At 65.1% G+C, this 12,273-nt stretch carries 12 protein-coding genes; 11 read left to right on the top strand and 1 reads right to left on the bottom strand.

Annotated features, from left to right (window positions below):
* Positions 1-23 precede the first annotated feature (23 nt).
* The 8 genes from XI02_RS08960 to arfB all read left to right on the top strand — a co-directional run bounded on the left by XI02_RS08960 (position 24) and on the right by arfB (position 10,021).
* Positions 24-995, top strand: a complete 972-nt coding sequence (locus XI02_RS08960; RefSeq protein ID WP_172648526.1) for a bifunctional riboflavin kinase/FAD synthetase — start codon at positions 24-26, stop codon at positions 993-995.
* Positions 992-1,543, top strand: a complete 552-nt coding sequence (locus XI02_RS08955) for a sugar O-acetyltransferase (RefSeq protein WP_172648527.1) — start codon at positions 992-994, stop codon at positions 1,541-1,543. Before XI02_RS08960 ends, XI02_RS08955 begins: the two co-directional genes overlap by 4 nt.
* Before the next feature lie 209 nt (positions 1,544-1,752).
* Positions 1,753-4,767, top strand: a complete 3,015-nt coding sequence (gene ileS / locus XI02_RS08950) for an isoleucine--tRNA ligase (RefSeq protein WP_172648528.1) — start codon at positions 1,753-1,755, stop codon at positions 4,765-4,767.
* Positions 4,768-4,914: 147 nt separating this feature from the next.
* Positions 4,915-5,412, top strand: a complete 498-nt coding sequence (lspA, locus tag XI02_RS08945) for a signal peptidase II (RefSeq protein ID WP_026192258.1) — start codon at positions 4,915-4,917, stop codon at positions 5,410-5,412.
* Between the two features lie 101 nt (positions 5,413-5,513).
* Positions 5,514-6,245 (top strand): hypothetical protein, encoded by a 732-nt coding sequence (locus tag XI02_RS08940; protein WP_172648529.1) that lies wholly within the window; start codon positions 5,514-5,516, stop codon positions 6,243-6,245.
* Between the two features lie 151 nt (positions 6,246-6,396).
* Positions 6,397-7,788 carry a pitrilysin family protein gene (locus tag XI02_RS08935; protein ID WP_172648530.1) on the top strand — a complete coding sequence of 464 codons (1,392 nt, stop codon included), beginning with the start codon at positions 6,397-6,399 and terminating at the stop codon, positions 7,786-7,788.
* Positions 7,785-9,149 (top strand): pitrilysin family protein, encoded by a 1,365-nt coding sequence (locus XI02_RS08930; RefSeq protein WP_172648531.1) that lies wholly within the window; start codon positions 7,785-7,787, stop codon positions 9,147-9,149. The genes XI02_RS08935 and XI02_RS08930 overlap by 4 nt, the downstream gene beginning before the upstream one ends.
* A 452-nt stretch (positions 9,150-9,601) precedes the next feature.
* Positions 9,602-10,021: an alternative ribosome rescue aminoacyl-tRNA hydrolase ArfB gene (arfB, locus tag XI02_RS08925; RefSeq protein WP_172648532.1), complete on the top strand. Its 420-nt coding sequence runs from the start codon at positions 9,602-9,604 to the stop codon at positions 10,019-10,021.
* 180 nt (positions 10,022-10,201) lie between these two features.
* On the opposite strand, the gene XI02_RS08920 is transcribed toward arfB, so the two are convergent.
* Positions 10,202-10,507, bottom strand: a complete 306-nt coding sequence (locus tag XI02_RS08920; RefSeq protein ID WP_038388017.1) for a hypothetical protein — start codon at positions 10,505-10,507, stop codon at positions 10,202-10,204.
* Between the two features lie 389 nt (positions 10,508-10,896).
* On the opposite strand from XI02_RS08920, the gene XI02_RS08915 reads away from it, so the two are divergent.
* The 3 genes from XI02_RS08915 to XI02_RS08905 all read left to right on the top strand — a co-directional run bounded on the left by XI02_RS08915 (position 10,897) and on the right by XI02_RS08905 (position 12,273).
* Positions 10,897-11,217, top strand: coding sequence for a cytochrome c family protein (locus XI02_RS08915; protein WP_244981161.1), 321 nt, complete (start codon positions 10,897-10,899; stop codon positions 11,215-11,217).
* Positions 11,218-11,613 (top strand): VOC family protein, encoded by a 396-nt coding sequence (locus tag XI02_RS08910; protein ID WP_069278856.1) that lies wholly within the window; start codon positions 11,218-11,220, stop codon positions 11,611-11,613. It begins immediately after the preceding gene.
* A 111-nt stretch (positions 11,614-11,724) separates the two neighbouring features.
* Positions 11,725-12,273, top strand: coding sequence for a gluconate 2-dehydrogenase subunit 3 family protein (locus XI02_RS08905; RefSeq protein ID WP_172648533.1), 549 nt, complete (start codon positions 11,725-11,727; stop codon positions 12,271-12,273).

Here is a 12,273-nt window from a genome sequence, read left to right as displayed (position 1 = left end):
AAGAATCCTTGAAGAATACACTCATGAGCACCGGCTTTACCGTTATCCGCGACAATACCCCCGCAAGCGCCATTCCGAAAGGCGCCGTGGTCGCGATGGGCAATTTCGATGGCGTCCATCTCGGTCACCGCGCCGTGATCGGAGCGGCGCTTGCGATGGGCAGAGCACACGGCGTGCCCGCGCTCGCCGTGACCTTCGAGCCGCATCCGCGCAGCTTCTTCAGCCCCAACACCCCGCAATTCCGTCTCACGGACGAGACCAACAAGCTGCGGCTGCTCGCGGCCACCGGGCTCGCCGGTGCCGTCGTGATGACCTTCGACAAGGCGCGCGCCGGCACCTCGGCACAGGATTTCATTCACCACGACCTGATCGGCCGGCTCGGCATCAGCGGGATCGCGGTCGGTTACGACTTCCATTTCGGCAAGGGCCGGGTCGGCTCGCCGAGCCTCCTGGTCAGCGAAGCGCCGCGGCTCGGCATCGAGGTCGATGTGCAGGCCCATGTCGACATCGAGGAACGCCCGGTTTCCTCCAGCGCCATCCGCATGGCGCTCGCCGAGGGTGAGATCGCGGATGCGACCACGATGCTGGGCGGACCGTGGTTCGTCACCGGCAAGGTGATCCACGGCGAGAAGCGCGGCCGCGACCTCGGCTACCCCACCGCCAATATCCGCCTCGACAAGCATTGCGGCCTGAAGCACGGCATCTACGCGGTGCGCGTCGGCAACGGCTCGCAACGGTTCGACGGTATCGCAAGCTACGGGCGCCGGCCGACCTTCGACAACGGCGCGCCGCTGCTCGAGGTGTTCCTGTTCGACTTCAAGGGCGATCTGTACGACGCGGTCCTTGATGTCGCATTCATCGGTTTCATTCGCGAAGAGCTGAAATTCGACACCATCGAGGCGTTGATACGCCAGATGGATGACGACAGCGCTAAGGCGCGCGCGCTACTGGCCGCGGCGCCCGACGCGTTCCCGCAGCTCGGAGTGATTGGTTGAACAGGACTGAAAAGCAAAAAATGCTGGCGGGCGAGCTGTATCGCCCCGATGCAGAGCTCGCCGCCGACCATACCGCGGCGGAACACTGGATGGCGCGCTACAACGCTTCGGGCGCATCGTCCGCGGCCGAGTTGCATGCGCTGCTCGGCGAGCGCTTCCGCAAGGTCGGCAGGGATGCCGTGATCCGCCCTCCGTTCTTCTGCGACTACGGCAGCAATATCAGCCTCGGCGACGGCGTGTTCCTCAACTTCAATTGCGTGATCCTCGACGTCGTCGAGGTCGTGATCGGCGATCGGACCCAGATCGGACCCGCGGTGCAGATCTATACCGCCGACCACCCGCGCGATGCCGAAACCCGCCGCGCCGGGCTGGAATTCGGCCGCCCGATCCGGATCGGCAGCGACGTCTGGATCGGCGGGGGTGCCATCATCCTGCCCGGCGTCACGATCGGCGACGGCGCCCTGGTCGGGGCCGGCAGCGTGGTCACACGGAACGTCGCCCCCGGCGCGATCGTGGCAGGAAATCCGGCCCGGGCACGGCCGGCCTGAGCCGCGCCATGCGCGGGCCGCGGGCCACCGGGGGCTTTGCGATTTCCCCGTCCGGCTGCTATGGAAACCCCATGTTTTCGCGGCGCATCATACGGATTAGCTGCCCGGCTTCCGCCTGAGCCTGAAGGCTCGGCGCAAGACCGGGACTTCGCCGTTTCACCCGCGATTGATCGCGTATCCGCGCCCGCACCTGCCAAATCAGAGCTTTCATGTCCGACAAGCCGCAAAAGACCGACGCCCAAAAGACTGACGTTAGGGACTATTCCAAGACCCTTTACCTGCCGCAGACGGAATTCCCGATGCGCGCTGGCCTGCCCCAGCGCGAGCCGGAAATCCTGAAATACTGGAACGAGATCGGCCTCTACGACAAGCTCCGCCAGGCAGCCGAGGGCCGTGCCAAATTCGTGCTGCATGACGGCCCGCCCTACGCCAACGGCAACATCCATATCGGGCACGCGCTGAACAAAATCCTCAAGGACGTCGTGACCAAGAGCCAGCAGATGCTCGGCTTCGACTCCAACTACGTGCCGGGCTGGGACTGTCACGGCCTGCCGATCGAATGGAAGATCGAGGAGGAAAACTACCGCTCCAAGGGCAAGCAGAAGCCGGACTTCCGCGACTCCGCCGCGATGGTTGCGTTCCGCAGGGAATGCCGTGCCTATGCGACGCACTGGATCAACGTGCAGCGCGAGGAGTTCAAGCGGCTCGGCATCATCGGCGACTGGGATCATCCCTACCAGACAATGAGCTATCCGGCCGAAGCCCAGATCGCCCGCGAGCTGATGAAGTTCGCGGCCAACGGCACGCTCTATCGCGGCTCGAAGCCGGTGATGTGGAGCGTGGTCGAGAAGACCGCGCTGGCCGAAGCCGAAGTCGAATACGAGGACCACACCTCCGACATGGTGTGGGTGAAATTCCCGGTCACCTCGCCGGCGCATGGCGCGCTGGCCAATGCCTCGGTCGTGATCTGGACCACCACGCCGTGGACGCTGCCCGGCAACCGCGCCATCTCGTTCTCGCCGAAGATCGCCTATGGCCTCTACAAGGTGACGGATGCGCCGGCGGACAATTGGGCGAAGACCGGCGATCTCCTGATCCTGGCCGACGCGCTTGCCGACGAGGTGTTCAAGCAGGCCCGAGTCACGTCCTATGAGAAGGTCCGCGATATTCCCGGCGACACGCTGGACGCCGTGGAATGCGCGCATCCGTTGAAGGGCTTTGGCGGCGGCTACGAATTCATCGTGCCGCTGCTCGAAGGCGAGCATGTCACCGACGACACCGGCACCGGCTTCGTGCACACCGCGCCGAGCCACGGCCGCGAGGACTTCGACGTCTGGACGGCCAACACCCGCGAGCTCGACGCACGCGGCATCCCGACGACGATCCCCTATACGGTCGACGAGAACGGCGCCTACACGGCGCAGGCGCCGGGCTTCACCGGCAAACGCGTGCTCAACGACAAGGGCGAGAAGGGCGACGCCAACGAGGCCGTGATCAAGGCGCTGATCGAGGCCGGCAAGCTGCTCGCGCGCGGCCGCCTCAAGCACCAGTATCCGCACTCCTGGCGCTCCAAGAAGCCGGTGATCTTCCGCAACACGCCGCAATGGTTCATCGCGATGGACAAGCCCATCGCCGAGAACGGCCATGCGAAGAAGGGCGACACGCTGCGCGCCCGCGCGCTGCACGCGATCTCGGTCACGCAATGGGTGCCGCCGGCCGGCGAGAACCGCATCAACGGCATGATCGCCAACCGTCCCGACTGGGTGATCTCGCGGCAGCGCGCCTGGGGCGTGCCGATCGCCGTGTTCGTGCGCGAGAACAACGACGGCTCGGCCGAGATCCTGCAGGACGAGGTCGTCAACCAGCGCATCACCGAGGCGTTCATGGAGGAAGGCGCCGACGCCTGGTACATGGACGGCGCCCGCGAGCGTTTCCTCGGGTCACGCGCGTCCGAGAACTGGAAGAAGGTCGACGACATCTGCGACGTCTGGTTCGATTCCGGCTCCACGCACGCCTTCGTGCTGGAAGACCGCCAGAACTTCCCGCAGCTCGGCAACATCGTCCGCAAGGTCGATGGCGGCAACGACACCGTGATGTATCTCGAAGGCAGCGACCAGCATCGCGGCTGGTTCCACTCGTCGCTGCTGGAAAGCGCCGGCACGCGCGGACGCGCGCCGTATGACATCGTGCTGACCCACGGCTTCACGCTCGACGAGAACGGCCGCAAGATGTCGAAGTCGCTCGGCAACACGGTCGAGCCGCAGAAGGTGATCAAGGATTCCGGCGCGGATATCCTGCGCCTTTGGGTGTGCGCCACCGACTATGCCGACGACCAGCGCATCGGCCCGGAGATCCTCAAGAACACTATCGAGACCTATCGCAAGCTGCGCAACTCGATCCGCTGGATGCTCGGCACGCTGCATCATTTCAAGCCGAGCGAGAAAGTCGCCTTTGCCGAGATGCCCGAGCTCGAGCGGCTGATGCTGCACGAGCTCGCCGGCCACGCCGAGACCATCCGCAAGGCCTATGCCGACTTCGACTACAAGACCGTGGTCGCAAGCCTCGCGGCGTTCATGAACTCCGAGCTGTCGGCGTTCTACTTCGACATCCGCAAGGACACGCTGTATTGCGATCCGCCGTCCTCGGTGGCGCGCAAGGCGGCGCTGACCACGATCGATCTGCTCTGCGACGCGATACTGAAATGGCTGGCGCCGATCCTCAGCTTCACCACCGACGAGGCCTGGCGGATGTATCGGCCGAACGCCGAGCCTTCGGTGCATCTCACGTTGTTCCCCGAAGGTCTCGAGCAGTTCCGCGACGACGCGCTTGCCGCGAAGTGGGAGACGATCCGCAACGTTCGCCGCGTCGTCACCGGTGCGCTCGAACTCGAACGCGCCGCCAAGCGCATCGGCTCCTCGCTCGAGGCATCGCCGGTGATCTACGTCGCCGACCGGCAGATGCTGGCCACATTGTTCGACATCGATCTCGCCGAGGTCTGCATCACCTCGAACTACGAGGTGCGCGAGGGCGAGGCGCCGGCGAACGCCTTTCGCCTGGATACCGTGCCTGGCGTTGCGGTCGTGGTCGAGAAGGCGGTCGGCACCAAATGCGCCCGTTCGTGGAAGATCCTGCCGACAGTGGGCGAGGACGGCGAATATCCCGACGTCTCGCCGCGCGATGCGCAAGCGCTGCGCGAATGGAAGGCGCTGGGGGGCATCTCCTAATTGTCCGTCGTCCCGGCGAAAGCCGGGACCCATAACCACTGCTGTCTCGAATGGACGAAGGTTGATGACCCCGAGTCATTCAAACAATACCCGGCACGGCGTATGGGTCCCGGCCTTCGCCGGGACGACGCCATTGGCGGCAAGCCGATGACCCCTCCCCTCCGCACCGGCGTGATCACGGCGATCATCACCCTGATCGCCGACCAGGCCTCCAAGCTCTGGCTGCTCCACGTCCTCGACATCGCGCACCACGCCCCGGTGACCGTGACGCCGTTCTTCGACCTGGTGCTCGCCTGGAATCCCGGGATCAGTTTCGGCTGGTTCCAGAGCGAGACCCCGGCGGCCCAGATCCTGCTGATGGTGATCAAGGCCGCGGCCGTGATCGCGCTGGCGATCTGGATGGCGCGGTCGCGGACCTGGCTCGCGACGGTGTCGCTCGGCCTGATCATCGGCGGTGCCATCGGGAACGGCATCGACCGCTTCGCCTACGGCGCGGTGGTCGATTTTGCCCTGCTTCATGCCGAGATCGGGGGAAAAACCTTCAATTGGTACATCTTCAACCTTGCCGATGTAGCCATCGTTGCTGGCGTGGCAGCCCTATTGTATGATTCTGTGGTGGGGACCCCCGCCGTAAAAGCGCCCTGATCCCGGCCGATACGAGCCGGTCAGCGGTCGACACCTGTGTCAAGCGGAACTGTGCCTAAGCCAGTGATCGCTTTGGCGAATTTTGAGATGGGAATGGCGCGATGCGCAACACCAAAGCCCGCGGTTACCTGATCGAGACGTCCCGGCTGCCGCTGATGCGCGGCCTGCGCCTGGCATTCGTCGCAGCCGGGATCGGCCTTGTCATGACGGCCGGCCCAGTGCGCGCCGGCGACGATGAGGATGACGGCGACGACGGCCTGACCTTCGAAGAGCGGATCGTCGACAATCTGATGACCGGGCTCGGCGCCAAGAGCGCGGCCAGCAAGGGCATCGACTACCGCGAGCGCTCGCCGCTGGTGGTGCCGCCGAAGCTGGATTTGCCCCCGCCGGCATCGACCGCCCAGGTCAACGCGCCGAACTGGCCGAAGGACCCCGATATCGCCGCGCGCAAGGCTGCGATCGCGGCGCGCAAGAAGGAAGTCAAGAAGGAGCCGTGGCAGTCGGCGGTGGCGTTGACGCCGGCCGAGATCGAGGCCGGCCGCAAGCAGCAGACGGCCACCGATGGCCGCAAGGAGCCGCTGGAGCCCGGCGTGAGCACCAATCCATCGCTGATGCCGAGCCAGCTCGGTTACACCGGCGGCCTGCTCGGCATGTTCAAGGGAAACAGCAGCGAGTCCAAGCCGTTCAAGGGCGAGCCGACGCGCGATTCCCTGACCGAGCCGCCTCCGGGCTACCAGACGCCGTCCGCTGGCTATGCCTACGGCACCGGCCCGCAGGCGCCGATGGCGAAGGAAGGCCAGTACGACGTCATGACCGGAAAACCGGTGCAGTGACGCTTGGCCTCCGCGGGCGAAGGCTGACATGAGCAAAGCTTAATGCGGGGCGGCGGGTGTCTCTCCGCTTCGTGACCATGGGCACGGCAACGACCGTGTACGATGGCTTGCTTTCGCGCCCCGGCTGTGTGTCCGGGCTTTCATAAGGACCATGATGCGCTCTCGCCGATCGATCGCCCTGTTCGCTGCCGCATTTGTTTCCACCATCCCGCTGCCGGGTGCCAGCCTCCGCGCCCAGACCACCGTCACCTCGGAACGCCCCGCCAGTTTCACGCTCGATAACGGCCTGCAGGTCGTGGTGATCCCCGACCACCGCACGCCGGTGGTCACGCAGATGATCTGGTACAAGGTCGGCTCGGCCGACGAGACGCCCGGCAAATCGGGCCTCGCGCATTTCCTCGAGCATCTGATGTTCAAGGGCACCGCCAAGCATCCGGCGGGCGAGTTCTCGCAGACCGTGCTGCGCGTCGGCGGCAATGAGAACGCATTCACCTCGGTCGACTACACCGGCTACTTCCAGCGCGTGCCGCGCGAGCAGCTGCCGACCATGATGGAGTTCGAGGCCGACCGCATGACCGGCCTGATCCTCAAGGACGAGAACGTGCTGCCCGAGCGCGATGTCGTCCTCGAGGAGTTCAACATGCGGGTTGCCAACAACCCGGATGCAAGGCTGGCCGAGCAGATCATGGCCGCGCTCTATCTCAACCATCCCTATGGCCGGCCGGTGATCGGCTGGCACCAGGAGATCGAGAAGCTCGACCGCGAGGATGCGCTCGCCTTCTACCGTCGCTTCTACGCGCCGAACAACGCGATCCTGGTCATCGCCGGCGACGTCGACGTCAAGGATGTCCGCCCGCTGGTCGAGAAGAATTTCGGCCCGATCCCGGCGCAGCATGCGATCCCCGAGAAGCGGGTCCGGCCGCAGGAGCCGACGCCTGCCGCGCCGCGCACCGTGACGCTGTCGGATCCGCGCGTCGAACAGCCGAGCCTGCGCCGCTATTACCTGGTGCCGTCGGCGACGACGGCGGCGGCGGGCGAGAGCCAGGCGCTCGATGTGCTCGCACAGTTGATGGGCGGCGGCGCCAACTCCTATCTCTATCGCTCGCTGGTGATCGACAAGGGCCTCGCGATCTCGGCCGGTGCCGGCTACCAGGGCACCTCGCTCGATCCGTCGCAATTCTCGATCTCGGTGACGCCGAAACCCGGCGTCGAGTTCGCGCAGATCGAGGACGCGATCGACAAGGTGATCGCCGACCTCGCGCAGAACCCGGCGCGCGCCGAGGATCTCGAACGGGTCAAGACCCAGCTCATCGCGGAGGCGATCTACGCCCAGGACAACCAGGCGACACTGGCACGCTGGTATGGCGGCGCGCTGACCACCGGGCTCAGCATCGAGGATATCCGCAGCTGGCCGGATCGCATTCGCGCCGTCACCGCCGAGCAGGTGCGCACTGCCGCCGCCAGCTGGCTCGACAAGAAGCGGTCGGTGACCGGCTATCTGATCAAGGATACTGCGCCGAAACGCGAGGAGAAGCGCTCGTGATCTATTCCCTCACCCGCCGTGCGGCGCTGATCGGCGGCGCCTGCGCCGCGCTGCTGACGCTGACGTCGGCGCCCTCGCAGGCCGCGGCCAAGATCCAGCGGCTGGTATCGCCCGGCGGCATCGAGGCGTGGTTCGTGCAGGACGCGACCGTGCCGCTGATCGCAATGGAATATTCCTTCGGCGGCGGCGCCAGCCAGGATCCGCCCGGCAAGCCCGGCGTCGGCAATCTGGTCGCCGACCTGCTCGACGAGGGCTCCGGCGATCTCGATTCCAAGACCTATCATGAGCGGCTCGAGCGCCGCGCCATCGAGCTCGGCTTCCAGTCGAACCGCGATCAATTCCGCGGCTCACTGCGCATGCTCAAGGACAACAAGGACGAAGCCTACGACCTGTTGCGGATGGCGCTGACCTCGCCGCACTTCGAGCCGAAGGACGTCGAACGCATACGCGCCCAGGTGATCGCCAATCTGCGCCGCGAATCGACCAATCCGTCCTCGCTCGCCGGCCGCAAATTCCTCGAGCTCGCATTCGGCGATCATCCCTATGCCAGAACGGCCACCGGCACGCTCGACAGCGTGCCGACCATCCAGATCCCGGATCTCAAAGACTACACCCGCCGCATCATCGCCAAGGATACGCTGCGCGTTGCCGTGGTCGGTGACGTCGATCCCGACACGCTCGGCAAGCTGCTGGACAAGACCTTTGGCGACCTGCCGGCGAAGGCCGAATTGACGCCCGTCCCCGACGTCGTGGCGACCAGGCCGCCGCAGCGCGCCTTCGTCCCGCTCGACGTGCCGCAGACCGTCGTCACCTTCGGCGGCCCCGGCATCGCCAGGCACGATCCCGACTTCATGGCGGCCTATGTGGTGAACCACATTCTCGGCGGCGGCGGACTGTCGTCGCGGCTCTACAAGGAAGTGCGCGAGAAGCGCGGGCTGGCCTACTCGATCTATGAAGCGCTGGTCTGGATGGATCACTCCGCGCTGTTCATCGGCAACACCGGCACCCGCGCCGACCGCGCCGGCGAGACCGTCGATGCGATCGAAGCGGAAGTCCGCCGCATCGCCGAGGAAGGTCCGACGCAGCAGGAGCTCGACGAGGCGAAGTCCTACCTGAAGGGCTCGCAGATGCTGGCGCTCGACACCTCCTCCAAGCTCGCGCAGGCGATGCTGCAATACCAGCTCGACAAGCTGCCGATCGATTACATCGAGAAGCGCAACGCCATCGTCGACGCGGTGACGCTCGACGATGCCAAGCGGGTCGCCAAGCGGCTCTGGGGCAACGGCCTGCTCACCGCAATCGTCGGCCGCGCCCCGCAAGCCGCGGCGCAGCCGGTGTCGGCGCCGCCGAAGGCCAACTGACGCGTTTCGGCGGGCGTCCGCCGCTTGACACGCACCACCGCTGCGGCCACCCCTCTCCCCACCCTCCCCCGCAAGGCAGGGCAATCGCATGTGGCGTTTGAGGTAATCGGAGTTCCCACAAACTCGTCATGCCCGGGCTTGTCCCGGCCATGACGGCGCGGAAGAATCGGTTCATTCCATATGCGATTGCCCTGCCCCGCAAGGGGGGAGGGAGCCGGAGAGGCGTGCTCACCTCACAGCGAGTCACCGCAAACACTACCGCTCATTCTCGGGCCGTCAGGGACGTATAGGCGGTAGGGCTCCCTCCCCCCTTGCGGGGGAGGGTGGGGAGAGGGGTAAGCCACGCGCGGCGCTCTCAGACGTACCCAACGCTGCATCTACGCAGCTGAAGCACGCCCGGCGCAAACCCGCTATCCTGCAGCCGGCCGATTCTTCCCTCCACGGGTGATGTCATGCTGCGGGTGTCCCGCGACCTTACGATCGACGAGAACGACATTGAGATCGTCTTTGTCCGCGCCTCCGGTCCGGGCGGGCAGAATGTCAACAAGGTCTCGACCGCAGCGCAGCTTCGCTTCGATACCAACAAGATTGCGTTGCCGGCGGACGCCGCGCAGCGGCTGGCGCGGCTCGCCGGCAGCCGCATGACCAAGGACGGCGTGATCGTGATCCACGCTTTCCGCTTTCGCACCCAGGAACGCAATCGCGCTGATGCGATCGAGCGGCTGCTCGAGATGTTGAAGGAGGCGATGGTGCGGCCGACCCCGCGGCGGCCGACCAAGCCGACGCTCGGCTCCAAGCAGCGCCGGCTCGAGGGCAAGAAGCGCCGCAGCGACATCAAGGCGGGACGCGGCGCGCGCCGTTTCGACGACTAGGGAACGTCGACGTTTAGGGAACGCCGGACGCAGCGCACGCGGCGCTGCATCCGGGATCCGGTCAGCGTAACCAGACGCGTTTTCGCGCGAAGCGGATGCCGGTTCGCGCGAAGGAACGCGTCAGAACAAGAAGCTTGAGCTTCGGTTCTGACTGATCAGAACCGCGAAGGCTCTCGTACTTCAGTACTTCTTGGTTGCAGGCGCCATCTCGGAACCGCCCGACTTCGGTGCCGTGCGTCCGCTGCCGACCGTTCCCTTGCTGCCCGACTTGGCGGTGGCACCACTCTTCTGCGTCGGCGCGCCTGGTTGCGCCGCCATTTCCTCATCGCCGCTGCCGGACATGCCGCCGCCCTGCTGCATGGTACCTCTGCCCTGTGCACCGCCGCGAAGCTGGGTATCCGGTGCAGTCGTCCCCTGTGCCAGGACCGGGCCGGCCATCGCGGCCGAGATGGCAAGGGCGAGCACGCTGGTTTTTGCAAACGTCATCCATTTCTCCTGGGATTTTAATTGACGATGGAGGAGCGGCGCAGGCATGCGCCGTTTGCAGCGCCGACCCTGAACCCCATCGCGCGAGACTGCATTTTCCGCAAACGGCGCACGCGAGATGCAAGCTGCGTCGTGTGGTGATCGTGCAGGGATTTCGCGGTCATTTTGCGAAATTGTCGTCCGCATATGCGGCAACCACCGGTTCCGCGCCAGATCATCGCCCAGCTTTGTTCTGCTGTGAAACAGCCCGCTACTACCAACGGCGGATTTCAGCCTCCTACAGTCACGGCACAGAGGCGGTGGTGTAGATGACAAAGCTGCGCGCAAGGTGGACGTTGGGGCTGGGATTTTGCAGCGCAATGCTTGCAGTGCAAATGGCCGCCGCGCAGATGCCCTTGCCCGCCGCCAAGCCGCCCGATGGGGCGACGCTGTTCAAGCAGCAATGCGCGACCTGCCACACCACCAACATGTCGGATGCCGTCCGGCAGGGACCGTCGCTCTACAGGATCGTCGGCCGCCACGCCGGCAAGGCCGACGGATTCAAATATTCCGCGGGCTTCAGCAAGGCCGATTTCGTCTGGGACGACGCCAGGCTCGATGCCTGGCTGAGCAATCCGCAGGAGGTGATCCCGGGCGCCGTGATGGCCTACCGGCAGGCCAAGCCGGAAACCCGCGCCATGATCATCGCCTATCTGAAGGAGCTGAACTGAATGGCGAAACCCGTGCATTCGATGATCCGCGTGCTCGACGAAGCAAAGGCGCTCGACTTCTACCGGCGCGCATTCGGCCTCGAGATCGCCGACAATCTGAGATTTCCCGATTTCGCGCTGATCTATCTGCGCCATCCCTCCTCGCCCTTCGAGGTCGAGCTCACGGTCAATTTCGATCGCAAGGAGCCCTACACGCTCGGCGACGGCTACGGCCATCTCGCCGTCATCGTCGATGACGTCGATGCCGAGCACGCGCGCTTCGAAAAGGAGAAACTGTCGCCCGGGCCGCTGCGCGACTTCAAGCATGACGGCAAGACGCTGGCGCGCTTCTTCTTCGTCTCCGATCCCGACGGCTACAAGATCGAGGTGATCCAGCGCGGCGGGCGCTTCGGCTAGAGCATGATCCGGAAAAGTGGAGGCCGGTTTTCCGACAGGATCATGCTCAAGCAAAAAGAGCATGCTCAGACAACAAGGCAATTGCACAAATAAAAATTGACGGAGGAACCCATGAGAGAAATCGATCGACGCAGCAAATATGACCGGCGTGTCTTTCTCAAAGGCGCGGCCGTTACCGCACCCGCAGTCGCGATTGCGACCTCGACGGGGCTCGGCATCACCGATGCATGGGCTGAAGGCGCCACGACGCTGACGCCGGCCACGATGAAGACGCTGCTGAAGATGGCGCGCGACATCTATCCGCACGATTTCCTCGGCGACAGCTACTACATCGCAGCGGTCAAGCCGTGGGATGAGAAGGCCGCGAAGGATCCCGCGGTCAAGTCGCTGATCAATGACGGCGTCACGAGGCTCGATCAGGCGGCCAACGACCGCCACAAGATGCCTTATGTCCAGGTCGCCTGGGAAAACGACCGCGTCGCGCTGCTGCAACAGATCGAGCAAAGCGCGTTCTTCCAGAAGATCCGCGGCGACCTCATCGTCTCCATCTACAACAACAAGGAGGCGTGGCCGCGGTTCGGCTATGAGGGCTCCTCCGCCGAGCATGGCGGCTACATCAAGCGCGGCTTTGCCGATATCGACTGGCTGCCGAAGGTCTGA

The sequence above is a fragment of the Bradyrhizobium sp. CCBAU 21365 genome, assembly GCF_015291305.1.
Classification (GTDB): domain Bacteria; phylum Pseudomonadota; class Alphaproteobacteria; order Rhizobiales; family Xanthobacteraceae; genus Bradyrhizobium; species Bradyrhizobium elkanii.
This window is presented reverse-complemented; position numbering and strand designations above follow the sequence as displayed.